Raw genomic sequence first — 25,451 nt, 5'->3', positions numbered from 1 at the left:
ATGCTGGTATAAACCGGTAGGAATTAATCCCATTCCCATCCGATACTGGTTTGAAAAACAAAGTCAGATTTCGAAACATCAATGGCCGGATCGCTGTCGAAATCGTGGATAAAGCTTAATTTCACATAAAACTCAAGCGGAAGGTCGTACTTCATCGAAAATTCTGAATTCACACGAATACCTTTTGCGGTGAGCCCCGGATAAAGATTGAATTTCGCCTTCAGGTTCAAATCGCCAATATCATAGGCATTTAAATCTATCACTCCCATTCCTTCGAAGTTTCGATCCGAAACGGGCGCATCGCCACCGAATTTTTCAAACGACCGGGCTATACCTGCACCTGTTCCGAGGTACCACCGGTTGGTCCGGAAGATATAATAACCTATTCCGGTTTTAGCAGTGCGACGCAAATCCAGTTTTTGCTCACTGTTGCTTAGAAATTCCATGCCGGCAAAAACAAACATTTTCCCTTTTAGGAAATAGTTAAAATTTGATCCGCCCGATGTCCTTGTTGAAGCATCAATTTGTTCCTGATAGGTTCCTACTTTATTATAATCCGCTTCCCAAAGCCATTTTTCGGTTTGATAATTCGCGTTTGCACTTATCGATAACTGATGGGTGCTGTTCGACTTTGTAAACGAATATCCGGCATCGAGCAGCACTTTTATCCGGTCCTTGAACTTCGATTCCACCGGCTTAATCTCAACAATCTCGTATAGCGAAACAGAAATACTCGCAGAAAAAGTATGTACTCTTACAATGCGTTCGGAACCTTCCACATATTTTATATTTCCTATCAAACGTCGTCCATCTAGTGTATAAAACACAAAAAACCTCGACGACACCAAACCTTCCACTTCCAGCCATTCAATTTGAAATTCTTTATCGGCATAGTCTGTGTCAAAGGTCAGAACTCCAAGTTTCATGGAAATAATCTCACCAACAATCCTATCGCCCGTTACCGTATAAACCGTATCGTTTTGCGAAAATGCATTGAGGCTTAAAAGAAATGCAGCTATTCCGACAATGAGCTTTCGAATATGACGGTTAAAATTTATGTTTAGATTCATCGAAAAATCTTGTTTTCTCTAATTTACTGCAAAATATAAAGGTTTACGGTAACCTCAATAGTTATCCTTTACCTTTTCTTCAACATGTGGTGTTAAAAGAACAGTAGAAATACTGCCATGAAAGCATTTTGAATTCGATCTTTTTATTGAATACTGCAAATTCCTTTATCTTTATTCGATCGACAAAAACCATATAATATGAAATTCGTATTTAGCACTTTTCTTATCCTGATATCAGCGGGCATGAACATCGTTATTGCTCAAACCAACTACAAACTTGTTTCCGATATTCCTTACCGAACCGAAACCGAACAAGCTGCAGATGAATACGTCGCCGAACGTTGCAAGCTCGACCTGTATTATCCCGAGAATACAAAGGATTTTACCACTGTTGTTTGGTTTCATGGCGGAGGATTGACCGGTGGCGAAAAATTCATTCCTGAAAAACTTAAAGAAAATGGCATCGCCGTTATCGGGGTAAATTACCGGCTCTATCCAAAAGTAAAGTGCCCGGTTTATATCGAAGATGCGGCCGCAGCCGTTGCCTGGGCTTTCAAAAACATTGAAAATTACGGCGGAAATAAAGATAAGATTGTGGTTTCGGGGCATTCAGCCGGTGGCTATCTCACATCGATGATCGGACTCGATAAACATTACCTGGCCGACTTCGGTATCGATGCTGACGACATTGCGATGCTGGTGCCTTTTAGCGGACATACCATCACGCATTTCACGGTTCGCGAAGAACGTGGAATCCCGGGGACACAGCCGATTATTGATGAATATGCTCCGCTCTATTTTGTAAAAGCAAAAACTCCTCCACTTGTTTTGATTACCGGCGACCGTGAGCTGGAAATGCTGGGCCGCTACGAAGAAAATGCCTACATGTACCGCATGATGAAAGTGGCGGGAAACCAACAAACCAAACTACTGGAACTCGATGGATTCGATCATGGCGGAATGGCTTCACCGGCGCTGGAACTTTTACTGAAAGAAATTCAATCGCTCAACCAATAATTTAAATTGAAGAAAATGCAAGGCCGATTTCACTTATTGTTTGCCCTAAGCCTGACACTTCTGTTTTCAGGATATGCTTCTGCACAGGAACCCGACATGTCCGGCAACTGGTCGGGAAAAATAACCATACCAGGCGGAACACTCGAAATGATCTTTAAGATTTCCTTAACCAATGGAGCATACGAGGCCAAACTCGATGTGCCCAAACAGGGAGCTGCAAACCTTTCGGTCGGTGATGTAGTGGTTACCGGCGATAGCCTAAAAATTGCAGTACCGGCCATTCTCGGTAACTATGCCGGGAAAATTATCTCGAAGGATTCGGTTTCCGGAAAATGGAGTCAAAGTGGGATGTCATTCGACGTGAATCTTAATAAAACAGATAAAGTTGCAGAAGTAAAACGTCCTCAGCATCCCGTTCCTCCCTTTCCTTATCTTTCTGAAGAGGTAGAATTTACCAATCCACATTCGGGCCTCAAACTAGCGGGTACACTTACTCTGCCAAAAAATGCAAAAGGCTGCCCTGCCGTTGTAATGATCACGGGCTCCGGGGCAGAAGACCGCGATGAAACCGTTTTCGGACACAAACCATTTGCGGTGATCGCTGATTACCTTACCCGAAACGGGATTGCAGTACTTCGTTGCGACGATCGTGGCGTGGGTGGCTCCGAAGGCGATGTTAACTCGTCAACGAGTCTGGATTTTGCAGGTGATGTGCTTGCTGAAGTGGAATTTCTGAAAAAACAGAAAGCGATTGATCCCAAAAAAATCGGTTTGATCGGGCAGAGTGAAGGCGGACTGATTGCCCCGATTGCCGCGGTTGAATCGGATGATGTGGCTTTTATTGTAATGATGGCGGGGCCGGGAGTTACCGGAGAACAAATAATTCTGGAACAAGCGGCTTTAATCTCGAAAGCAAATGGACTTCCTGAATATGCCATCGAGCAGGGCAGATTAACCAATCAAAAAATATTCGACATTGTAAAAAGCGAACCGGATTCAGCCAAAACGGTAGAAAAACTTCGCCAGATTTTGGCCCAGGGAATGTACGACGGGATGAATGATGACATGAAGAAAATGATAGATGCCAAAATCCAGGGCGTCAATTCACCTTGGTTTCGCTACTTTTTGACATACGACCCAAAACCAACGCTTACTAAAGTAAAATGTCCGGTTCTGGCAATTAACGGAACGAAGGACCTGCAGGTACCTGTCTCAAATCTTGAAAATATAATTGAAGCTATAAATTCGGGCGGAAACATGCAGGTAGATACCATCAGTTTTAACAACCATAACCACTTATTTCAGCGCTGTGAAACCGGCGCGGTTGCCGAATATTCGCAGATTGAAGAAACCATCAATCCGGAAGTGCTCAAAACCATGAAAGACTGGATACTGAAAACTACGTCTAACTAATCTTCATGTCAGCAAAAAAGCGCCTTCTCAATATCGTATTTTGGTCGGTAGTCTCGGCTGCATTTATCGGGCCGGGAACCATCACCACTGCTGCAAAATCGGGAGCTGCATTTGGCACCGAATTGCTGTGGGCGCTGCTTTTTTCAACACTTGCCTGCCTCTTGTTACAGGAGGCCGCGGCCCGATTAACCATCGTTTCGGGGAAGAATCTTGGACAGGCTATCGTTCAGCAGTTCGAAAACAATAGAGCCAAAATACCGATTCTTATATTGGTTTTAGGTGCCATCGTTGTTGGTGCGGCTGCCTACGAAATGGGCAACCTGCTGGGTGCAGTTGCCGGATTTCGATTGATCCTTGATCTGCCTGCCTGGATACTTGTTTTGATCATCGGAGCCGTGGCAGCCCTTATTTTAAGTATTCCTTCCCTGAAAGTCATTTCAACCATTATGGGATTTGCCGTGGTTTTAATGGGACTTGGTTTTCTAATCGTTGCCGTTTTGATAAAACCCGAAATTTCAGCCATTTTAAAAGGAACATTTGTCCCCCGGTTTCCGAAATCCACCGAAGCCGGCATCCTTGTTCTGGGTTTGATAGGTACCACCATTGTCCCCTACAACCTCTTTTTAGGTTCAGGTATTTCAAGCAACAAACAATCGGTGGGCGATATGCGCTTCGGACTGGCAGTAGCGATTTTGCTGGGGGGTTTGTTTTCAATGGCGGTATTGATTGTAGGAACTGCAGTTCTCTCAGAATTTTCTTTTGAAAGCCTTTCGCTGGCCTTGCAACAAAAAATCGGACCGGCCGGGCAGTACCTGCTGGGTTTTGGTTTATTTGCTGCCGGATTTACCTCATCGGTAACTGCTCCGTTGGCAGCTGCCATCACCTTAAAAAGCCTGTTTGGAAATAAAAGTCCCGAAAAATGGGAAATCGGTTCAACAAATTTTCGTTTGGGCTGGCTGGCGGTTTTGCTGATCGGGATCGCTTTTGCCGCGGTAAATGTAAAGCCGATTCCGGCCATTATTCTGGCACAGGCACTTAATGGATTCTTGCTGCCCTTTGTGAGTATTTTCCTCTTTATTGTCATCAACAATAAAAATATTACCGGTCATCAAAGTAATCCGCTGTTACTGAATCTGCTGATGATCGTCGTTATTTTTGTAACGCTTATACTGGGATTGAACAGCGCAACAAAAGCTTTCATCAGTGTGTTTCTTCCAAACAGCTCTCCGAGTAATATCGTGCTTTGGGGAATTGGGATAGTGGCTGTACTGATTTCAGTTTGGGTTTGGATGAAAGGGAGCAAAAAGTAAAATGGCACCCAATTGGATGCCATCTTCTATCATCAATTGCATTTATCCTTTCTTTCTGAAATCTCGTTTCTAAAGTACCTGAATTCCAATCATGGTGCAATTTGAAGTTACAATATTGGCATCACAAACCTGTTTACTTTTCTGAAAACCAAAGAATCGCCCTCCCTTTTAATTAAATAAATCTGCAATGTGTCCTTACTTCTAAAATGGCCATCCCAGAATTTTCTCACTTTCACCGTATCTTTAAAAAACTGTGCATTGTAATAAGAAATTGAATCCAAATACGAAGTATCTTTTACAAAAACGGTGTCAATCCCTATCTTATGTCTAAGATCATATACCTCGCTGTAATATGGAATCGTATCTATACCAATAAATTTTGCAGGTGCACCTTTTCGTTGCCAGAATGCTTCTATCATTTCTTTCCGTTCTTTTATTTGGATACTATCTGCCACGTATGGATATTTATAGTGCAGGTAATCACTGGTGGTGCTATGTATCCAGGGTTTTTCAAATAAAAAATAATAGGTCGGCTTTTCTTTCGGTTCTTCCTGCTTTTGGCTACAACTTAGCTGTACGAAAACAACCATCATAATTACTACTACTCTTTTCATTCCGGACAGTTATTGGGTGAACTATTCAATTATAAAATGAACCTCACTAATTGGATAAATCCATAATTTATCATTCTCAAACCTTATAACTTGAAGTTTATACTTCTTCAACTTCTCATAATCAAAACCAATTTGAAATCCATTCATATTATTAATTATCCAATACTGAGAAACAACATCGATTTTTTCAATAGCCTCAAAACCTATTGCTTCTATTTTAGTAGTATCAACTTCTAAATCCCAAAACTGATAACTGAATCTACCAAGGGGTCTCAATACAATTTTGTTAGAATGATTAATGGTTCCAAACGAATATTCGTAACCTGGAATATTCTCAAATCGAATATAAATTGTCTCCTTTTTGTTGCTTAACCACAATAGAAATAAAATTCCTAAGGTCAGCAGAAAACTTACTATTAAACAACACTTCTTCATAGAGATTTACGTTTAGCGGCCGATGATTCATAAAAAGCAAATCTGATAGAGTAAGCTATAAATATAATCATCCTTATCTTTAACCACTGACTTTAATGCGTTATCACTTCAAAAAGTATGCAAAACAAATCCTTCCAGCTATTTGTAGACACTGGCGGTACATTTACCGATTGTATTGGCATCGATAAAAACGGCCGACAGTACCGGCAAAAAGTATTGAGCAGCAGCAGTCTGCGCAGTACGATCGTTAAAATAATTTCGGAAACAGAATGTGAAATTGCAGATTCGTGGAACCTGGATCGTGATATTTTTAAGGGATTTTCGTTTCGTTTGCTGGGAGAATATGCTTCGGAAATAAGCGTAGCATCATTTGATGTAACATCAAACTTATTAAAGGTTGAGTCTCCTTTTTTTCATACCGAAATGGAGGGTAAAAATTTCGAGCTGACATCGCACGAAGAAGCACCGGTTTTGGGTGCCCGGCTTATTACGCAAACCGGTTTGCACGAAACCTTCCCTGACCTGCAATTAAAACTGGGATCAACAAAAGGCACCAATGCACTGCTTGAAAACAAGGGTGCTAAAACACTTTTCATTGTCACCAAAGGTTTTGCCGATCTGCTGAAAATCGGTAACCAGGCACGTCCTGATATTTTTGCACTGAACGTGGAAAAGCCGCGCCAGCTTACCCATCAAATCCTTGAAGTAGATGAACGTATCGACGCCAAAGGAAATATACTAAAAGCCTTTGATGCTGAAGCCTTCAAAAAACAAGTTTTGGCGCTTGATAAAAACGAAATTGAATCCGTGGCCATCAGCTTGATGAACTCGTACATCAACCCGGTGCTTGAACAAGAAATTGCAAAAGTTTTGACGGAGTCGGGTTTTGAATTTGTTTCTACTTCTAATGGATTGTCTCCTCTGATTAAAATACTGAACCGCGCCGAAACCACGGTGGTAAATGCCTACCTCTCTCCCATCATTCACAATTACGTTAACCGGATTTCGAAAAGTGTGGGTAAGCAGTCGTTCCAGATTATGACTTCGGCAGGCGGACTGGTTTCTGCTCAAAAGTTCCACCCCAAAGACAGTTTGCTGAGTGGACCGGCCGGCGGAGTAGTTGGTGCTAAGCTAATTGGCGGGCGAAGTGGATTTTCCAAAATCATCACCTTCGACATGGGCGGCACCAGCACCGATGTTTCACGCATTGACGGTGAATTCGATTACCGTTTCGAGCTGCAGGTAGGCGATGCAAAAATCAACAGTCCGGCCATTGCCATTGAAACCGTAGCTGCGGGCGGCGGCTCCATTTGTGGCTTCGACGGTTACAAACTTTTTGTTGGCCCTGAAAGCGCGGGAGCAAATCCAGGTCCGGCATGTTACGGTGCAGGTGGTCCACTTACCATTACCGATGTTAACCTGCTTTTGAACCGGCTCGACACCAGCCAGTTTGGTATCCCTGTTTTTAAGGGAGCTGCAGAAAATCGACTGAATGAACTGATTGCCCAAATCGAACAAACAACGGGTAAAAAGCAAGATCCGGAGATCATTCTGAATGGTTTTATCGACATTGCCAACGAGATCATGGCGGGTGCCATCCGAAAGATTTCCATATCAAAAGGATACAATCCAACCGATTTTGCACTGGTAGCATTTGGTGGTGCCGGTGGATTACACGCCTGCGATATTGCAGAGATTCTGGGGATCGAAACCATCCTGTTGCCCGAAGATGCCGGTTTGTTGAGTGCTTTTGGTATTGGAAATGCGGCGGTTGAACGCTTTGCTGAAAAACAGGTACTTCAGCCTTTGAACAATTGTAAAAATCAACTTTCCGTTTGGTTCGACGAAATGGGACAAGCAGCGACCCAAAAGTTGGTAAACGAGGGATTTCGGCAAGAACGCGTTGGGATTCGCCAGCAAATGGTTTTCCTGCGTTTTAAGGGCCAGGATTCGAGCCTCGAAATTCCCTTTACTCCTCTAGAAGAGCTGTTGGATAACTTTCATCAGCAATACGAAAAATTATACGGTCACCGCGTTTCTAACCGTGAAATTGAAGTGGAAGCTTTGCGTGTTATCGCCTCAATTGAACACCACGCAAAACAGAAAACGGACCAAACTACAATGGCCTACCGCCCTGAAGCGGAACATAAAATGGAGAATGGAACTCCCGTATTTATTCGGAAAGAATTAAGTTCCGGAGCAGGTTTTAAAGGCCCGGCACTTTTTCCCGACAGTTTCTCCACGACCTATGTAAAACCGGGCTGGAGACTGGAAATAGATTCAAACAACACTGCTGCTTTAAAATTTACCGGAACAGGTTCTGAAACCCAACATCAACAAACCCGTGAAACCGAGTTGGAGCTGTTCACCAACCGTTTTATGTCCATTGCCGAAAATATGGGGGCACTTTTGCAGCGCACCTCGCTGTCGGTAAACATCAAAGAGCGGCTCGATTTTTCGTGTGCTCTGCTCGATGCTGAAGGACGGTTAGTAGCCAATGCGCCGCATATTCCGGTACATTTGGGCGGACTTGGCGTGTGTGTGCGCGAACTCATCAAACATTTCAGGTTTGAGGATGGTGATACCATTGTGACCAACCACCCAAAATACGGCGGTTCTCACCTGCCCGATGTAACGCTTGTAACTCCTGTTTTTTACGAAGGTGAACGAGTGGGCTTTGTGGTAAACCGGGCGCACCACTCCGAAATCGGTGGAATCAGTCCGGGATCGATGCCACCCAATGCAACGAAACTGGAGGAAGAAGGAGTAACCATTTCGCCTTTCTACCTGGTAAAAAACGGACAGCCGGATTGGGAAGGAATGCGCAACATTCTGCTTTCAGCAAAATACCCGACCCGTTCGGAGGAAGAAAACCTGGCCGATTTGAATGCGGCCCTGGCTGCCAATAAAAACGGTTCGGAAGCACTGATCAGCCTCATTAATGTTCACGGTAAAGAAACGGTGCAAACCTACCTGAATTTGCTGCGCGAACATGCCGCGGCAAAAATGCGGGCTACCTTACAAAAATTCGAAAACGGCATTTATTCCGCAGAGGAGTTGTTGGACGACGGTTCACCGTTAAAAGTAAAAATCGACTTAAAAGACGGCAATTGCCGAATCGATTTTACCGGCAGTTCGGAGGTTCATCCCGGTAACATGAATGCTACGGAAGCGATTGTAAAAAGCGTTACGATTTATGTGTTGCGCTTACTCTTGAACGAGCCCATTCCGTTGAACGATGGACTGCTGGAGCCGGTAGAATTCGTTCTTCCGAACGGTCTGCTGAATCCGGTTTTTGACGATGACCCGGCAAACTGCCCGGCGGTAGTTGGCGGAAATGTAGAGATAAGTATGCGACTGACGGACACGCTGCTAAAAGCTTTTGGCGTGGTAGCTGCCAGCCAGGGAACCATGAATAACACCTTGTTCGGGAACGAGCATTTTGGCTACTACGAAACCATTTGCGGTGGATGCGGTGCCGGCGAAGGGTTTAACGGTGCCAGCGCCGTTCACCATCACATGACCAACACGCGCATTACCGATCCGGAGATTATGGAACACCGCTACCCGGTCCGGTTGGAAGAATTCAGCATCAGGCATAACTCAGGTGGCAAAGGCAAATGGCAGGGCGGCGACGGCATAAAACGGGTACTAACGTTTCTTGAACCGGTGAATCTTTCGGTGCTTTCGCAACGAAGAAAGTCAGGTCCGTTCGGTTTAAAAGGAGGAAATGACGGAAAGCGCGGGTGCCAAAAAGTAATTCGTAAAAACGGAGAAGAAATTCAACTGGATTCCATTCAAAATATCAACATTGAAGCTGGTGATCGTTTTATTATTGAAACACCCGGAGGCGGAGGATTTGGTGAATCGATGTAAAGGTTGACAGTTAGAGGACTTTTAATAACTTTACCGCCCCATTTAAGTGAGATAAGTTTATGAATCCACCGTTTCTGGCACTGATATTACTATTTGTTTTCACCCCGGTAATTGTGATCTACCTCGAAGGACGGTTCTCGATCCTTAAGAAAATAGGAGCTGTTTTAGTTTGTTACGGTGTTGGCCTGGTTATCGGGAACATGAATATTTTACCCGAAGGAATCGGAGATATTCAGAATACCATAACCGAAGTTACCATTCCGCTGGCACTTCCGCTGATTCTTTTTTCGATCGATGTGAAAGCCTGGTTTAAAATGGTTCGTTCAGCTTTCACTGCTCTGATCACCGGGATTATTTCGGTGTTGATTGTCGTTATTGCAGGATTCTATATTTTCAGGGGAAGCATCGATAATATCTGGCAGGTTTCGGGAATGCTGGTCGGTGTGTACACCGGTGGAACACCCAACCTGGCCGCCATGAAAACGGCTCTGAATGTGTCGCAGGAACTCTATATAATGACTCACACTTACGACCTGTTCCTGAGTGCGGTGTACCTGGTTTTCATTCTTTCGGTTGGACAGAAAGTATTTCAATGGTTTCTGCCGGCTTTTAAACCCCTTGAAAATTCCGACGCCGAAGGCATGATCAACCTCGAAGAGGATTACGAATCGTACGACGGGATTTTTAAACGGAAAATAGTTGTGCCTTTAATGGGCGCGATGGGATTATCTGTAGCTATTCTGGGTTTGAGTTACGCCATCAGCCTGCTGTTTCCAAAAGATTATGCCACTGCAGTTATTATATTGCTGATCACCTCTTTTGGAATTGCAGCCTCATTCATTCCTAAAATAAAAGCCATTAAAAAAACTTTTCAGTTGGGGATGTACCTCATCCTCATCTTTAGTTTAACTGTAGCTTCCATGGCCGACATCAGCAAATTGTCTGATATTTCATTTTCGCTTTTTTATTATGTGGCACTGGCAGTTATCGGGTCGCATGTCATCCACATTGCGCTGGCCCGCATTTTTAAGGTTGATGCCGACACTGTAATTATTTCAACAAGTGCACTCATTTGCTCGCCGCCATTTGTTCCGGTGGTTGCCGGAGCTTTAAAAAACCGCCACGTGATTCTAACCGGACTGGTGGTTGGAATTGCCGGTTATGCGGTTGGAAATTACCTGGGTATTCTGGTGGCCTATCTGCTGAAATAGTTTTCAGAAAAACACAGTGGTTAATAAGTTAGAAGATGCTCTACTTGCATTTTCAAGGTATAATTCTAACTTTACTTTCGTATAAACCGAACTTGTGAAAGATGGATACTCAATTCTTTGTAATTGTCTTTTTGTTCGTTATCGCCCCAATCGTTATTATTTATCTCGAAAGTAAATATTCGCTGGCTAAAAAAATCGGAGCCGTTTTAATTTGTTACGGTTTTGGCATTTTTATAGGGAATGTTGGTATTCTGCCTGCCATGTCGGATACTTACCACAACCTGCTGGCCGGTGAAGTTTTTATTCCCTTTGCAAAAATGAAGGAGTATTTGGCAGCGGGTATGGTAACTGATCAGGATGCTTCGAGAAACGCCATCGCCTTTATCCAGGACATGTTCACCAACATTACAATACTGCTTTGTTTACCGCTGATATTGTTTTCGCTCGATGTAAAAAAATGGCTGTCGCATGCGCGTGCCGCACTGGAATCGTTGTTGATCGGATTATTCACTGTTTTGCTGATGATTTTTTTAGGCTGGTGGATGTTCAAAGGCAGCATCGACGATATCTGGAAAGTTTCGGGAATGCTGGTTGGTGTTTATACCGGGGGAACGCCAAACATGGCCGCCATAAAAACGGCACTGAATGTTTCGCAGGAAGTGTACATCCTCACCCACACCTACGAAATGACACTGGGTGCGCTTTACCTGGTTTTTATTTTTTCGGTAGGGCAAAAAGTTTTTCTGTGGTTCTTGCCTCCTTATAAGTCAAAAGTTGAAGAAGCAACCGACGACACTCCAAAAATTGAAGTTCCAACCATCGATCTGAAGGAAGAGTACGAATCGTACGACGGCTTTTTTAAAAAGGATATTATCTGGCCACTAATGGGCGCTTTCGGGCTTTCGGTGCTAATCCTTGGTACAAGTTTTTTATTGAGTAAACTTTTTAGCGAAGACTTTGCCAATGCAGCCGTGGTTATTTTTGTAACCACTTTCGGAATCGCTTTGTCTTTTGTTCCGCGGATCAGAAGAATCAAAAAGACCTTTCAACTGGGGATGTACCTCATCCTAATTTTCTGTGTCTCCGTAGCTTCAATGGCCGACATCAGCAAATTGGCAAATATTTCAATTTCGCTGTTTTATTACGTTGGAATTGCCATGTTCGGATCGCACATTCTGCATGCCTTTATCGCCCGTTTCTTTAAGATCGATGCCGATACTGTGATCATTTCCGGAAGTGCGCTTATCTGCTCACCGCCCTTTGTACCGGTTGTGGCTTCGGCGCTAAAAAACCGGGAAGTAATTTTAACCGGAATGTTTGTAGGAATTGCCGGTTACGCTGTGGGCAATTACCTGGGAGTTATTGTGGCTTATATTTTAAAGTGATTGATCCCTGAAAACAACACAGTGCCGGAATTCAATTTAGAATTTCGTTTCTATTAAATCACAAAACGAATCTCCCGTTCTTCAATCATGCGTTGCAGTTCACGAAGTAAAGCTTGCTCGTGCCTGTCGATGTATCCGTCTTCGGTAGCAATATTCAGGATTTTATCGTACTCTTCCCTGGTAATCTTATGATCTTCAATAGCCTTCTCGATCATCTCTCTCAATCGCATTGAACTTTCACTAATCTTGTCGTGCATCGTTGTAATTTTTCTGTAATATATGAAATTCTGAATCAACTCAAAAGAGCCGTGAACACAATCGTTACAAAAGATTTGGACAAAGCAGAAACCAGCAAGGTGGCAGAATGATTCTTTCGACTTCATGATTTTATTTATATTTGCAGGTCGAATCGGAGACAGGGACTGTTTTTTAGGTATACAAAGTTGCTTTTTCAACTAAAATATGAATATTAAAACAGATAAAGTAGGGGTTATCGGAAGTGGAAGTTGGGCTACAGCAATATCGAAAATGCTGCTGGAAAATGTGAACGAAATCAACTGGTTCTTCCGTAAGCCGGAAATTACTGAACAGTTTATAAAGGATGGCTATAATCCGCGTTATTTGCGTGATGTTGAATTTGATACTTCGCGAATAACCTTTTATAACGATATCAACAAAATTGTTGAAGATTCCGACATTCTTGTTCTGGCTGTCCCATCTGCATTCTTACCAAAAATTTTTAACGAGCTAAAATCCGATTTAAAAAACAAATACATTCTTTCGGGCATCAAAGGGATTGTGTCAGAAGAAAATCTGTTGGTAGTAGAATACCTCAACCGGCATTTTGATGTTCCCTTCGATATGGTTGGCGTGATTTCGGGTCCCTGCCATGCCGAAGAAGTTGCCCAGGAGAAACTATCGTACCTTACCATTGCCGGAATGGACGAAGACCGGGTTTCGAAATTTGCGCAACTGGTTGAGAGCGACTACATATATACTACCCTGTCTGATGATATTTGGGGCACTGAATATTCGGCCGTTTTGAAGAACGTGATTTCCATAGCCGCGGGAATTGCACACGGACTGCGTTACGGCGATAATTTTCAGGCCGTTTTAATTTCAAGAGCCATTCAGGAAATTAAACGTTTTGTTGATGCGGTGCATCCTATCGATCGCGACATAAAAAGTCCGGCATATCTGGGCGACCTGTTAGTAACTGCCTACTCGCAATTCAGCAGAAACCGGATGTTTGGAACGATGATTGGGAAAGGGTATTCGGTAAAAGCTGCACAATGGGAAATGAATATGATTGCTGAAGGCTATTATGCCGCAAAATCTATTCATGCTATAAACGAACATTACGGAGTTAGCATGCCCATTTCCGACACCGTTTACACCATTCTTTACGAAGATACTTCTCCGTTGAGGGCTGTAGCAAAACTGGCCCGAAAGCTGGGTATGAATTCATAATCACCTGTCATTACCAATCAGAAATAATCACACGGACTGTTTCTGAACGATCCAGTAAAGTCCTTTTACATTCGACTGTCGTTGGCTGATCAGCAGACTTATTATTATTGATTCAATTACGGATATAATACCAAATCCCATAGCGAAGTAATAGTAAGCCGGAAAAAAGCCAACAAAGAACCAAAGGATAAAAAGCAGGCCATGAAAGTATCCGGTGGTTTTAAACGAGTACAAGTGAAAACTTGAAAAAGTGCCAAAACGGTAGAAATGGACAAGTTGTGTTACAACCATCAGCACAATAAAGAGGTAGAATATCCAGCCATTCCCCGCCAGATCGTCTTGCTTAAAAAGAAGGACGCCATAAAAGGCCAGAAAATAAGTGCCGTAATCGGCAAGCGAATCAAGGCGGGCGCCTAAGCGTGTAACCATGTTAAAAGTCCGGGCAATAAATCCATCAAGGAAATCGGTGACCAGGTTAATACATAAGAAAATTGCAAATAAGTGCTCGTTCCCCGTTAACAGCAAATAAAGCACAAATGGAAAAACCAGTATTCGGTAAAGGCTTAACGCATTGGGTACATTAACAACTTTCTCTTTCATTGCCAGCGATTTTTGGTTGTTTTAAATTTAATCTTTTTAATTGATATTCTGCATAATGTAGAAATCCATGATGATTCGGGAAACTTACCAATAAGAATGAAAATTAATGATTTTGCCATTCATTTACCCGCTCTCCTGTCCCCGTCCGACTAGTTCATCCGGGCGGATCTCCCTTCATGGAAGGAAAAGACGATAAGGCTCCATAAATAAGTAGGATTGAAAAGTAGTGAATTAACTATTCCTTTTTTGCTACTTTCAGTCGTCCTTCCTTGCTTGCAGCCACTCTTTATACACAAATACAAGGAAGGATCTGGTTAGATCACCTCCAGAAATTCGGCGCATTGTAGTGTACTTTTTCAATGCTTTGCCGCATTTGCGCCGATTTTGTGGGATTGTTAATCCCGGGCGGCACTCACCCCGAATGTTCGGGGGTCGTTCTGCCCGGGGCTGAATGATTAAGGACTTTCAGCCCTATAATTGGCAAAACTTGCTTTCGAGATTTAAAAAAACAGCACTGAAAGTGCGTTATATTTTAGCCCAGGTGAAAGTAATTCAACGAATTACGGCGGCCTGGGTTAAAACAGCATGATGTACCTCGTCCGGCGAAAAAGGATGATCGAAGCTGAACGATTGTCCCGGACGAAAATGGAGCAGAACCTCGCAAAGATGTATATAAAGGGTAGTTGCTTGCAGGGAATGATAAGACGATGGGTATAGTTACATTTTACCAGGTCATATTAATAAAAAATGCCACCCATCAACAGACAAGTGGCACTTCTAATATTTTGCTACGAAATGCTATTTCATTTCCTTCCAGGCATTGATCAAGCCATTGGTTGATGCATCGTGGCCGGTAACTTTTCCGTCACCTTCCAACTCAGGCAGGATGGCATTGGCCAGCTGCTTTCCGAGTTCCACTCCCCACTGGTCGAAACTGTAAATGTTCCAGATCACCCCCTGAACAAAAATTTTGTGTTCATACATGGCAATCAAAGCTCCCAGAACATGAGGAGTTAGTTTCTTCACCAAAATGGAGTTGGTCGGGATATTTCCGAGGAACACTTTAAAAGGCAACAAAGCGGCAATTTCGGCTTCCGATTTACCGGCAGCCTTTAATTCGGCTGTTACCTGTTCTTCGGTTTTTCCAACCATCATCGCTTCGGTTTGAGCAAAGAAGTTGGCCAGTAATTTTTTATGATGATCGCCCAATTGATTGTGGTTAATGGCCGATGCGATAAAATCGCAGGGAATAAGTTTGGTTCCCTGGTGGATCAACTGGTAAAAAGCGTGTTGTCCGTTGGTTCCGGGTTCGCCCCAGATGATCGGGCCGGTTTGGTAATCGACCTGCTCACCATTGCGATCGACGTATTTTCCGTTACTTTCCATATTTCCCTGCTGGAAATAAGCAGAAAAACGATGCATGTACTGATCGTATGGAAGAATGGCTTCGGTTTCGGCACCATAAAAATTATTGTACCAAATGCCGATCAGCGCCAGGATTACCGGCAGGTTTTTGTCGAAATCTTCGCTGCGGAAGTGATTATCCATGGCGTGTGCACCTTCAAGCAACTCGATGTAGTTATCGTAACCAATTCCCAAAACAATTGATAAACCGATGGCCGACCACAAAGAATAACGGCCTCCTACCCAGTTCCAGAAGCGGAACATATTTGCCGTGTCGATACCAAAGGCAGAAACCGCTTCAGCATTGGTAGAAACCGCCACAAAATGTTTGGCTACGTGTGCAATTTCGTTCGCCGAAGCCAGGAACCAGTCTTTTGCCGAATTGGCGTTGGTCATTGTTTCCTGTGTGGTAAACGTTTTCGAAGCCACAATAAACAGTGTAGTTTCCGGGTCTACCGCTTTTAAGGTTTCGGCAATGTGAGTGCCATCAACATTCGATACAAAGTGCAGTGTCAGATGATTTTTGTAGGGTTTCAGCGCTTCAGTAACCATCAGCGGGCCCAAATCAGAGCCACCAATACCAATGTTTACAACATCAGTAATCGATTTTCCGGTGTAACCTTTCCATTCTCCCGAAATCACTTTTTCTGAAAATGCTTTCATTTGGCTAAGCACGGCGTTCACGTCCGGCATTACATCCTCGCCATCAACCACAACAGGAGTATTGCTTCTGTTCCTTAAGGCAGTGTGAAGCACGGCGCGGTTCTCGGTGGCATTTATTTTTTCACCGGTAAACATGCTTTCAATGGCACCTTTAACGCCACACGCTTCAGCCAGTTCGAAGAGCACTTTTTTCACCTCATCGCTCAGAATATTTTTTGAATAATCTAAAAGGATATCGCCAAATTTCAGCGAGTATTTTTCAAAACGATCGGCATCTTGCTCAAAGAGCTCTTTCATATGAGTGCCTTCGAACTCGAAATACAGTTCTTCAAGTTTCTTCCAGGCAGTTGTTTCTATCGGATTAATTTTTGGCAACATAATTTATGCTTTTAGTCTGAAGACCGGCACTGAAGTGCTTCGGTCATCCGGCGTTTATGAATTCTTTAACGTTTGCAAAGATAATGGAATATGACTATTGTTCATCGTTCAGAAACAAAGGTTAATGGAGGATTAAGATAAAACCGCACCAGTTAAACTTTGCAGTTCGTTTCGGCTGTTTATGGTTATACCTCGCAAATAATCTACCAAACCAACAAATAAAGCTGCATCGTTACCGAAACTCATTTTTTCTATCTTTGCAACAATGAGATCAAACGTTTTTAAAGGCTATTTCTTTGCGTTGGTAGCTACGCTGGCCTTCTCGAATGTATACATTTTCAGCAAAGCAGCTTTAAACGAGGTGCATCTCACACAATTTGGTGTTTACTGGTTTGCCATAGGATTTTTGGTCAGCCTGGGATTTGCCCTGAAAAACAAAAAGCTTTCGCAGCTTGGCACACTCACAAAAAAACAAGTGCGAATTCTGGTTATTCTCGGAATCCTTGAAATCCTTACTACCACTACCTTTTTTATTTCCGTTAACATTATTCCCGATCCATCTGTCACGTCCTTCCTCGGAAATATGTTCCCGGTAATGGTAACAATGGGTGGCGTAGTGCTGCTGAGCGAGCGATTTAACTGGATAGAAGCCATTGGTGTTATCCTGGCCCTGGCCGGAGCTTTTATTATCAGCTACACTGGTGGGACCACACTAAAAACGCTGTTTATTAAAGGAACCGGAATTGTATTTATTAACGCCATCCTGGCAACCTCAGCCACACTGGTGGTTAAAGTGCATGTAAAAAAGCTAAGCCCCGAATTGCTGGGACTCAACCGCACTGCCTGGTTATTGGTGTACAGCTTCATCATGTTTTTCATCTACGGTCAATCTTTTATTATACCGGTATCGGCGCTTAAAAACATTGCAATTGGTTCCGTTCTTGGTCCTTTCCTGGCCATTGTTTCGGTGTATTACTCGTACACTTATATCGAGGCCTCGCGGTCGGCCATTGTTCAGAGCTTGAAAGGAATTTTTGTGTTGATTGGTGCTTACCTGTTCTTCCATAGTTTCCCGGCCCAACATCAATTTATCGGAGGAATAATAACGGTGATTGGTGTTTTGGTAATGACTCTCGCCAAGGCCGGATTCTTCCGCAAAACATAAACAAACTGAAATTTCAGTTAACAAACTATAATTTTAGTTCCTTTTTACATTTTTTAACCTCGTTTTTCAGAAGATTTTCTCATATTTCCACAATATGTTCGATGAGGCATAGTTTTTGTTAAATAAACACCAACATTCAAAAAAAAATCATTTTTATGAAGCGAAAAACCTGGCTAACTTCAATTGTTGCTGTCGCAGTTCTGTTAGTAGGGTATTTAGTTTTTCCAAGTTCGAAAAGCGATACCTCCGAAATCACAGCAAAAGTACAGAAAGGTCCGTTTGAAATTCTCGTATACTCAAGCGGACAACTAGAAGCCCAAAACTCAGAAAACATTGTTGTTCCTGCACAATTACAGGATCGCGATGTACGAATTTACGAGATTAACATTACCGACCTGATCGAAGAAGGAACTGTAGTAGATTCGGGCGATTATGTAGCTACTCTCGACCAGAAAACAGTAGAAGAAGTACTGAACACGGCAAAGGAGGAACTGGAAACGGCTATCAACGAATTTGAAGATGCTAAAATGGACTCGAACCTCACGCTGAGTGGTGTTCGCGACCAGATCATCAACGCCAAAGAACAGGTCGAAGAATTTCAAATCATACTAGACGAATCGGTGTATGAATCGCCTTCCGTAATCCGGAAAGCAGAAATGGACCTGGATAAAGCCCGCCGAAAACTGGAACAGGAAAAAAGCGGTTACGCTTTAAAGGAACGCCAGGCCGAGGCCAAAGTCGAACGCAGGAAACTCGAAGTTCAGCAAAGAAAAACACGTGTAGACAAACTGGAAGAAATTTACCACTCGCTGGTAATTACCGCACCTAAACACGGTATGGTCATTTACGGAAAAGACAATTCGGGTGAAAAAATCCAACCCGGATCGACCGTGAGCCCCTGGATGCCAATGATTGCAACTCTCCCCGACATGTCGTCGATGCTTTCGCTGACCTACGTGAACGAAATCGACATTTCGCGACTGAAAAAAGGACAAAAGGTAATTCTGGGTATCGATGCCATTCCCGAAAAAGAATTGGAAGGCGAAGTGGTTTCTGTTGCCAACATTGGTCAGCCTATGCCAAAAAGCGATGCAAAAGTTTTTGAAGTCAAGATTAGGGTATTTGGCGATGTAAGCGATCTGAAACCAGCCATGACCACCAGTAATGTTATCTACACGGCTACCTATACCGATACTACTTTTATTCCAACTGAAGCCATTTTCGAAAACGACTCCCTTCAGTTTGTATACCTGAAAAAAGGGAAAGTTGTTAAACAGGTAATTGATCTTGGCGACCAGAACGAGAACCTGACTCTGATACGAAAAGGATTGGAAGAAGGAGATGAAATTTTGCTCACAGAACCTGAAAATGCAGAGGATCTGGCGCTTGAAGGACTTGAAATTTACGAGGAAATTAAAGCAAGAAAGATTCGCGAAGAGCAGGAAGAGCAACGAAAGATTGAGGAGGATAAAAAGAAACCATACATTCCGAACAACAACCAAAAAGGTAATCCTATGGGAGGGATGATTATTATTGGTTAACCGCTAAAACGAAATTCATGAAAGCATACGTACAACGTTATGGACACGATGTGGTATCGGGTTTAGAGGCGATTTTTACCAATAAAGTAAAGTCGTTCCTCACGGCCCTGGGTATCATTTTTGGTGTTGCAGCAGTTATCAGCATGTTAGCCATTGGGAATGGTGCGCAACAGGAGATTCTGGAACAGATAAAAATGGTTGGTGTGAACAACATTATCGTGTCGCCAACTGAAACAAGCATCGATCAGGATCAGGATGAATCCTCAGCGGATGCAGCGCAAATAAGTACCAAAAAATTCTCGAAAGGACTTACATTGCTAGATGCCCAGGCCATCGAACAAATTCTGCCAACTGTAAGTAAGGTTAGCCCGGTAATCGATTTTAACTACTCGGCCATTCTTAACGGAAAAAGTAAACCGGTTGTGCTCGAAGGGGTCACCAACTCCTATTTCGAGCTGTTTGAGATCAACCTGAGTTTTGGCGAACTATTTACCACAGAGCAAAGCGAAGACGGATTTCCGGTTTGTATAATTGGCGATAATATCCGGAAAGTATTTTTTAACCAGGAAGATCCTATCGGACAAAAAATTAAGTGCGGTCAAACCTGGCTAAAAGTTGTCGGAGTTATTGAACGTCGCGATTTTACCGCCTCTGCATCTGATGAAATGGGTATATCGAGTACGGATAACAAAATATTTATTCCGGCTAAAACCATGTTGCTGAGGTTTAAAAACCGTTCACTGATTCGTGCCGACGAAGTGGAAGAAATGATTTCGAGAAGAAACCAGGAAAGCGGCAATTCAGCCTCTGAAAACCTGAACCAGTTGGATAAGATCATCATCCAGGTTGCCGAAACCGAGCAGTTGAGCAGCACCGCAGAAGTTGTTCGCCGGATGATGTTACGCCGCCACAACGGACTTTACGATTTTGAAGTGACCATACCCGAATTGCTGCTGAAACAACAACAGCGTACGAAAAAGATCTTCAATATTGTTTTGGGCGTTATTGCAGGTATTTCGCTTATTGTTGGTGGTATCGGTATTATGAATATCATGCTGGCATCGGTAATGGAACGAATCCGCGAGATCGGTGTCCGGCAAGCCATCGGAGCTTCCCGAAAAGACATTATCGTGCAATTCCTGTCCGAGTCAACTATTATTAGTGTTTCCGGTGGTATAATCGGCATCATTCTGGGGGTTGTTTTATCGAAAACCATTACCGCGGTATTCGATATTGGCACAATTGTTTCTGCTTTCTCCATTATAATATCTTTCGGAGTGTCTGTACTTGTTGGAGTTATATTCGGATATATTCCGGCAAAAAGGGCAGCAGAACAGGATCCCGTTAACTCTTTACGCTACTAAAAAACCAAATCGACGAAAAATGAAACGAGCATGTAAAATAGTCACACCCAAAAGGATAATTAAATTGCATGCGAGTTCCATCTTATACCTTAGAAAACAAACAATTTTGATAAGATGAAAAGAATTAGTATATCATTCCTTTTAATGCTGATGCTGAGCTGTGGTTTGCTGGCGCAGACCAAAAAAACTATGACCCTTCAGGAGGTCATCGAAACGGCGTCGCAACAATCGCTTGATGCATTTATTAATAAAAACATGTACCTGTCGAGTTACTGGGAATTCAGGTATTACAAGGCCGACCGACTTCCTTCGTTGACACTCGACGCAACTCCTTTTAACTACAACCGTTCGGTACAAAAAGTATATAACTACGACGAAAACCGCGATGAATTTGTGGAACGTGAATCGTTCGACTCTGATCTGTCGTTACTGCTTAACCAGAACGTCGGATTAACGGGTGGATCCTTCTTCGTACAATCGAACCTGAGTATGACCCAAAAATTAGGTAACGATGAACTGTCCTCTTTCACTTCTACTCCTTTTATGATTGGTTATTCGCAAAACATAAACGGATACAACCAATTGAAATGGAAATCGAGGATTGAACCCGTAAAATTTGAAAAGGCAAAAAAGCAATTCATTCAGGACCACGAAGACCTGTCGATAAAAGCCACGCGTTTGTTCTTTGATTTGCTGGATGCTCAGATTGAAGTAAAAATTTCTGAAACCAACCTGGCCAATGCCGATACCTTGTACAACATTGGTAAAGGACGTTTTCAGGTGGGTACTGTAACCCAGGATGAATTACTCGACCTGGAACTCAGTTACATGAATGCACAACTTGCTTTAACTAAAGCCAAGCTGGCACTCGACCGTGCCGAAGCACAACTGAATTCATTTCTGGGGCTGGACAAAAACACCCAGGTGGAATGTATCATCCCTGAAGAACTACCTCAACTCCAGATAGATGCTTTACAGGCAGTTGACAAAGCCATGACAAATAATCCTGACATAATAAATCAGCAACAACGGCTGCTCACACAGGATCAGAATGTAAAACGGGCACAAAGCGAAAATGGTATTAGTGGCGATGTTTTTGCACTCTACGGATTGAACCAAAACTCGGAAAATTTTGACGGAGTTTATAAAGATCCGCTCGACCAGCAACGATTAAGAATCGGGGTAAATATTCCTATTCTCGACTGGGGAAGACGAAAAGGACAACTGTTGATGGCAAAATCGAACCGTGAAGCAGTTCGGCTGAGCATTAACCAGGAAAAAATCGATTTCGAACAAAACATAATTATGAATGTGATGGAATTTAACCTTCAGGATATGCAGGTTGAGAACTCGGCAAAAGCCGACACCATTGCAAAAATGCGTTACGATGTTACCCAACAACGATTTTTGATTGGCAAACAGGACATTACCCGACTAAACATCGCACGTACAGAAAGAGACCAGGCGCATAGAGCATACATCGCAGCACTGCGCACGTACTGGAATTATTATTACAACATCAGGTACCTCACCCTTTTCGACTTTGAAAAGAACGTTACCTTATCTGAAGATTTCGATCAACTTGTAGAAAACTACTAAGACCTGACTCATGGCAATACTTAAAAACAAATATTTTATAATTATTACCGGAATTGTTCTGATTGTAGTTGCAGGCATCTTCATAGCCAACAACACGTTGAGTAATGAAAATGTGCATACTGTGCGCTCGGGATCGTTTGAACTCGCGCTTAATACAAAAGGCGAAATTCAGGGTAAAAATGCAGTGATCATCAACATGCCCGATGTTCTGCGCAAAAGAGAACTGCGAATTTATCAACTGCAGATAAAAGACCTTGTTGCCGAGGGTACGGTGGTAAAAAAAGGCGATTGGGTGGCAACGCTCGATGCTGCAACCATTACACAGCGTATTCAAAGCAATAATCAGGATTTGGATCGGGCCAGGGCAGAATTGAATGATGCTCAAATTGATTCAACAATACAGTTAACAAAACTTCGTGAGGAACTGGAAGAGTTTAAATACGACCTGGAATACAAAAAACTGGAGTTGGACCAGTCGAAATATGAATCAACTGCGTATCAGCGAAAAAAGCAAACGGAGTACAACCAAACGCTTCGGATGATGGAGCAGAAAAGACGCGACCTGGAATTGAGACGCTTGAATTTGAAAATGAGGCTCCAGCGCGTTGAAGCGCAGTTTAACCGCTATTCGGAACAAGACAGGATGCTGAAACAAGGTATGATGGCTTGCCGCGTTATGGCTCCAAAAGACGGAATAGTGCTTTACGCCAAACGCTGGAACGGAATAAAACTGCAGGTTGGTGATAATGTTGATATCTGGAGACCGGCCATTGCAACCCTGCCCGACATGTCGGTTCTGGTTTCGGAAACCTACGTCCAGGAAATTGATATAACTAAGATTGCCGTTGGCGATTCGGCCATTATATCGATTGATGCCTTACCTGGCAAACAATACACCGGAGTTATCTCCAAAATCGCCAACATTGGTCAGGAACTGGCAGGATACGACATGAAGGTATTTCGTGTTCTTATCGACATGAAGGAAAAGGACAAAGCCATTAAACCGGCCATGACAACGGATAATAAAATCATTCTTAAAAAGCTCGATGAAACCATTAAGATTCCCCGCGAATTCCTGTTTGGTACAAACGATACGCAATATGTACTTATCAGAAAAGAGGGAAAAATATGGAAGAAAGTGGTAGTTCCGGGATTGGATAACGACACAGAAGTTACCATAATTTCTGGTCTGGAAGAAAACGATAAGATTTATGCTGAGCCACCTGTTGAATTAGATAGTATTCCTTATTACAAAGGATAATTAAAGAATAAACATGTACAAAAAAAGCGGATTGAAAATTCAATCCGCTTTTTTTTGCTATAAAGTATTTTCTAATACTATTAATTTTGAACCATGTTTGGATTGGCATCAATTTCCCTTTGCGGGATTTGGAACAACCAATCGTCATTTTCACTTGGTTTGGCTTGTTTAAAACCACCCAGATAAAGATCAGGATTAGCGCCAGAGTTGGTAAGGTCAAGTTCCTCATCGTTTCTAAGCATATCGAAACGGCGGTGTCCTTCCAGGAACAATTCAATTCTTCTCTGCACTAAAATCTCATCAACAAGTGCCTGCCCTGTTTTGGTAGATTTTGTATATCCGGCATCTCTTTCCGAAACCAACTCAAACAATACATTTTGTGCTTCTGTGTTTTTGTTTTGGCGGGCCTGAGCCTCTGCCTCAATCAAATACATTTCAGCAGCACGCATATGCAATACATCCATTGGAGAGATGGTAGGGCCATCTGACTGCGACAACTTAATATGCAGGTAAGGTACCATATTGTGCGAGCTACCATTGTTTACAATTACCCTGTATTCATCTATTGCAGCTTCGTATTCCTCTTCACTGGCATATCTTCCGGCATTCTCACCTTTATTCCAGTCATCAAAAGTACTTGGGCAATCTTTCAGGATAAGATCCCTGCGATAATCGGTTTCTGACATCATGTCGTATAGCTGGTGGTTCATAAATTTTGGATTACTCCTGTTCTGAGAACCGTTAAAGTTGTTCGAAGTATAATAGAAATAGGACCAAAAATATGCTGTCTGATCAGTGATCATTTTAGATCCCCACATCCATTCAGGATTGTCTACTGAGTTAAAGCCTGACTTGTATTCGGCCTCATCCATTAAAGTATATCCCTGACGAGCTTCTCTGGCATATTTTGCTGCATTTGCCCAATCGCCAATGGTTAAATAAACCCTTGCAGCAACACCTTTTGCTACATCCACATTCAAGTGCGAGATGTTAGGTCGGTCTGAAGCATTTGCAAAGTGTGAAATAGCAGTGCCAAGATCAGCTGTAATCTGGTCATAAACTTCTTTCACTGTATTGCGAGCTAAACCTTCGTAAGGAGGTTCAGTGGCAAGCATAATCGGCACACCCGGATCGGAAGATGGATTGCCGACCATATATGGCTTGGCAAAAAAGCGAACCAGGTTGAAATGTGCCCAGGCCCGGTAGGTGTAAGCCTGTCCTAAAATATTATTCAGGTCTTCAGACTCCTGCAAATCCGCTGCTGCGTTGATAATATTATTGGCCGAGCCAATTACGTTGTAATAAAACCACCAAGGATAAAGTACATCATTCGAGGTAGCTTGTGTATGCGAATTCCATTGAATAAAACTCCTAAACCAGCCATTACCTGTTGCTGAATGCAAAGCATCACTCGCCCCAAAATCAGCCGCGGGTATCATATATTCCTGTCCTGCATAGAAACGAACAATGTCCGGATTCTGCGCATACAGCGTACGGTGGATACCGTTAATGGCCAGCATCATGTTATCTGTAGATCCCAGCGCAATATCGGTAGAAACCGAATCCGTTGGAACCGTTTGTAGAAAGTCTTCGCTACAGGAACTTAAGCCCAACGCAAATGCGAAGACCAATGAGAATGTTAAAATTTTATATTTTGTCTTCATTGTAGTATACT

The 25,451-nt window shown here is 42.9% G+C and carries 19 protein-coding genes; 12 read left to right on the top strand and 7 right to left on the bottom strand.

The window, feature by feature from the left end:
- Window positions 1-23 precede the first annotated feature (23 nt).
- Window positions 24-1,070 carry a DUF481 domain-containing protein gene (locus tag HFD85_RS17645; RefSeq protein WP_167612914.1) on the bottom strand — a complete coding sequence of 349 codons (1,047 nt, stop codon included), beginning with the start codon at window positions 1,068-1,070 and terminating at the stop codon, window positions 24-26.
- Between the two features lie 198 nt (window positions 1,071-1,268).
- Between HFD85_RS17645 and HFD85_RS17640 the strand changes: the two genes are divergently transcribed.
- Genes HFD85_RS17640 through HFD85_RS17630 form a run of 3 tightly spaced genes read left to right on the top strand, consistent with a single transcriptional unit; the run spans window position 1,269 to window position 4,810 of the window.
- Complete coding sequence (locus HFD85_RS17640) at window positions 1,269-2,087, top strand: alpha/beta hydrolase (RefSeq protein ID WP_167612912.1); 819 nt, start codon at window positions 1,269-1,271, stop codon at window positions 2,085-2,087.
- A gap of 15 nt (window positions 2,088-2,102) precedes the next feature.
- On the top strand, window positions 2,103-3,500 hold the full coding sequence (locus HFD85_RS17635) for an alpha/beta hydrolase family protein (protein ID WP_167612910.1): 1,398 nt from the start codon (window positions 2,103-2,105) through the stop codon (window positions 3,498-3,500).
- A gap of 5 nt (window positions 3,501-3,505) precedes the next feature.
- Entirely contained in the window at window positions 3,506-4,810 is a 1,305-nt protein-coding gene (locus tag HFD85_RS17630; RefSeq protein WP_167612908.1) for an Nramp family divalent metal transporter, read from the top strand.
- Window positions 4,811-4,917: 107 nt separating this feature from the next.
- Here HFD85_RS17630 and HFD85_RS17625 read toward each other — a convergent pair whose 3' ends face one another.
- Window positions 4,918-5,424, bottom strand: coding sequence for a hypothetical protein (locus tag HFD85_RS17625; RefSeq protein WP_167612905.1), 507 nt, complete (start codon window positions 5,422-5,424; stop codon window positions 4,918-4,920).
- A 21-nt stretch (window positions 5,425-5,445) separates the two neighbouring features.
- A complete protein-coding gene (locus HFD85_RS17620) occupies window positions 5,446-5,859 on the bottom strand; it encodes a hypothetical protein (protein WP_167612903.1) in 414 nt (137 codons plus the stop codon).
- A gap of 117 nt (window positions 5,860-5,976) precedes the next feature.
- Between HFD85_RS17620 and HFD85_RS17615 the strand changes: the two genes are divergently transcribed.
- The 3 genes from HFD85_RS17615 (at window position 5,977) to HFD85_RS17605 (ending at window position 12,331) form a co-directional block, all read left to right on the top strand.
- The gene (locus tag HFD85_RS17615) at window positions 5,977-9,735 is read left to right on the top strand and encodes a hydantoinase B/oxoprolinase family protein (protein WP_167612901.1); all 3,759 of its coding nucleotides are present in this window, start codon (window positions 5,977-5,979) and stop codon (window positions 9,733-9,735) included.
- A gap of 59 nt (window positions 9,736-9,794) precedes the next feature.
- Window positions 9,795-10,946 (top strand): DUF819 family protein, encoded by a 1,152-nt coding sequence (locus tag HFD85_RS17610; RefSeq protein WP_167612899.1) that lies wholly within the window; start codon window positions 9,795-9,797, stop codon window positions 10,944-10,946.
- A gap of 101 nt (window positions 10,947-11,047) precedes the next feature.
- The gene (locus tag HFD85_RS17605) at window positions 11,048-12,331 is read left to right on the top strand and encodes a DUF819 family protein (RefSeq protein ID WP_167612897.1); all 1,284 of its coding nucleotides are present in this window, start codon (window positions 11,048-11,050) and stop codon (window positions 12,329-12,331) included.
- A gap of 53 nt (window positions 12,332-12,384) precedes the next feature.
- On the opposite strand, the gene HFD85_RS17600 is transcribed toward HFD85_RS17605, so the two are convergent.
- On the bottom strand, window positions 12,385-12,588 hold the full coding sequence (locus HFD85_RS17600; RefSeq protein WP_167612895.1) for a hypothetical protein: 204 nt from the start codon (window positions 12,586-12,588) through the stop codon (window positions 12,385-12,387).
- A 205-nt stretch (window positions 12,589-12,793) separates the two neighbouring features.
- Between HFD85_RS17600 and HFD85_RS17595 the strand changes: the two genes are divergently transcribed.
- Window positions 12,794-13,801, top strand: a complete 1,008-nt coding sequence (locus tag HFD85_RS17595; RefSeq protein WP_167612894.1) for an NAD(P)H-dependent glycerol-3-phosphate dehydrogenase — start codon at window positions 12,794-12,796, stop codon at window positions 13,799-13,801.
- A gap of 27 nt (window positions 13,802-13,828) precedes the next feature.
- Here the strand turns inward: HFD85_RS17595 and HFD85_RS17590 are convergent, their stop codons facing one another.
- Both HFD85_RS17590 and pgi read right to left on the bottom strand, forming a co-directional pair.
- Window positions 13,829-14,401, bottom strand: coding sequence for a CDP-alcohol phosphatidyltransferase family protein (locus HFD85_RS17590; protein ID WP_167612892.1), 573 nt, complete (start codon window positions 14,399-14,401; stop codon window positions 13,829-13,831).
- Between the two features lie 798 nt (window positions 14,402-15,199).
- Window positions 15,200-16,846, bottom strand: coding sequence for a glucose-6-phosphate isomerase (gene pgi, locus HFD85_RS17585; RefSeq protein ID WP_167612890.1), 1,647 nt, complete (start codon window positions 16,844-16,846; stop codon window positions 15,200-15,202).
- A 265-nt stretch (window positions 16,847-17,111) separates the two neighbouring features.
- Here pgi and HFD85_RS17580 point away from each other — a divergent pair, with 265 nt between their 5' ends.
- The 5 genes from HFD85_RS17580 (at window position 17,112) to HFD85_RS17560 (ending at window position 23,776) form a co-directional block, all read left to right on the top strand.
- Window positions 17,112-18,011: a DMT family transporter gene (locus HFD85_RS17580; protein WP_167612888.1), complete on the top strand. Its 900-nt coding sequence runs from the start codon at window positions 17,112-17,114 to the stop codon at window positions 18,009-18,011.
- 155 nt (window positions 18,012-18,166) lie between these two features.
- Window positions 18,167-19,552, top strand: coding sequence for an efflux RND transporter periplasmic adaptor subunit (locus HFD85_RS17575; protein ID WP_167612886.1), 1,386 nt, complete (start codon window positions 18,167-18,169; stop codon window positions 19,550-19,552).
- A 17-nt stretch (window positions 19,553-19,569) separates the two neighbouring features.
- Window positions 19,570-20,916, top strand: coding sequence for an ABC transporter permease (locus HFD85_RS17570; protein WP_167612884.1), 1,347 nt, complete (start codon window positions 19,570-19,572; stop codon window positions 20,914-20,916).
- A 114-nt stretch (window positions 20,917-21,030) separates the two neighbouring features.
- Entirely contained in the window at window positions 21,031-22,515 is a 1,485-nt protein-coding gene (locus HFD85_RS17565) for a TolC family protein (RefSeq protein ID WP_167612882.1), read from the top strand.
- A gap of 10 nt (window positions 22,516-22,525) precedes the next feature.
- Complete coding sequence (locus tag HFD85_RS17560; protein ID WP_167612880.1) at window positions 22,526-23,776, top strand: efflux RND transporter periplasmic adaptor subunit; 1,251 nt, start codon at window positions 22,526-22,528, stop codon at window positions 23,774-23,776.
- A gap of 80 nt (window positions 23,777-23,856) precedes the next feature.
- Here the strand turns inward: HFD85_RS17560 and HFD85_RS17555 are convergent, their stop codons facing one another.
- Window positions 23,857-25,440 carry a RagB/SusD family nutrient uptake outer membrane protein gene (locus HFD85_RS17555; protein WP_167612878.1) on the bottom strand — a complete coding sequence of 528 codons (1,584 nt, stop codon included), beginning with the start codon at window positions 25,438-25,440 and terminating at the stop codon, window positions 23,857-23,859.
- Window positions 25,441-25,451 lie beyond the last annotated feature (11 nt).

The organism is Maribellus sediminis (assembly GCF_011799805.1).
Classification (GTDB): Bacteria; Bacteroidota; Bacteroidia; order Bacteroidales; family Prolixibacteraceae; genus Draconibacterium; species Draconibacterium sediminis_A.
Note: the sequence above shows the minus strand (reverse complement) of the source record. Positions and strands in the feature narration are given on the sequence as shown.

Coding starts and splice junctions, on each gene's coding strand:
- HFD85_RS17645 (WP_167612914.1), bottom strand. CDS start 1,070: ATGAATCTAAACATAAATTTTAACCGTCATATTCGAAAGCTCATTGTC.
- HFD85_RS17640 (WP_167612912.1), top strand. CDS start 1,269: ATGAAATTCGTATTTAGCACTTTTCTTATCCTGATATCAGCGGGCATG.
- HFD85_RS17635 (WP_167612910.1), top strand. CDS start 2,103: ATGCAAGGCCGATTTCACTTATTGTTTGCCCTAAGCCTGACACTTCTG.
- HFD85_RS17630 (WP_167612908.1), top strand. CDS start 3,506: ATGTCAGCAAAAAAGCGCCTTCTCAATATCGTATTTTGGTCGGTAGTC.
- HFD85_RS17625 (WP_167612905.1), bottom strand. CDS start 5,424: ATGAAAAGAGTAGTAGTAATTATGATGGTTGTTTTCGTACAGCTAAGT.
- HFD85_RS17620 (WP_167612903.1), bottom strand. CDS start 5,859: ATGAAGAAGTGTTGTTTAATAGTAAGTTTTCTGCTGACCTTAGGAATT.
- HFD85_RS17615 (WP_167612901.1), top strand. CDS start 5,977: ATGCAAAACAAATCCTTCCAGCTATTTGTAGACACTGGCGGTACATTT.
- HFD85_RS17610 (WP_167612899.1), top strand. CDS start 9,795: ATGAATCCACCGTTTCTGGCACTGATATTACTATTTGTTTTCACCCCG.
- HFD85_RS17605 (WP_167612897.1), top strand. CDS start 11,048: ATGGATACTCAATTCTTTGTAATTGTCTTTTTGTTCGTTATCGCCCCA.
- HFD85_RS17600 (WP_167612895.1), bottom strand. CDS start 12,588: ATGCACGACAAGATTAGTGAAAGTTCAATGCGATTGAGAGAGATGATC.
- HFD85_RS17595 (WP_167612894.1), top strand. CDS start 12,794: ATGAATATTAAAACAGATAAAGTAGGGGTTATCGGAAGTGGAAGTTGG.
- HFD85_RS17590 (WP_167612892.1), bottom strand. CDS start 14,401: ATGAAAGAGAAAGTTGTTAATGTACCCAATGCGTTAAGCCTTTACCGA.
- pgi (WP_167612890.1), bottom strand. CDS start 16,846: ATGTTGCCAAAAATTAATCCGATAGAAACAACTGCCTGGAAGAAACTT.
- HFD85_RS17580 (WP_167612888.1), top strand. CDS start 17,112: ATGAGATCAAACGTTTTTAAAGGCTATTTCTTTGCGTTGGTAGCTACG.
- HFD85_RS17575 (WP_167612886.1), top strand. CDS start 18,167: ATGAAGCGAAAAACCTGGCTAACTTCAATTGTTGCTGTCGCAGTTCTG.
- HFD85_RS17570 (WP_167612884.1), top strand. CDS start 19,570: ATGAAAGCATACGTACAACGTTATGGACACGATGTGGTATCGGGTTTA.
- HFD85_RS17565 (WP_167612882.1), top strand. CDS start 21,031: ATGAAAAGAATTAGTATATCATTCCTTTTAATGCTGATGCTGAGCTGT.
- HFD85_RS17560 (WP_167612880.1), top strand. CDS start 22,526: ATGGCAATACTTAAAAACAAATATTTTATAATTATTACCGGAATTGTT.
- HFD85_RS17555 (WP_167612878.1), bottom strand. CDS start 25,440: ATGAAGACAAAATATAAAATTTTAACATTCTCATTGGTCTTCGCATTT.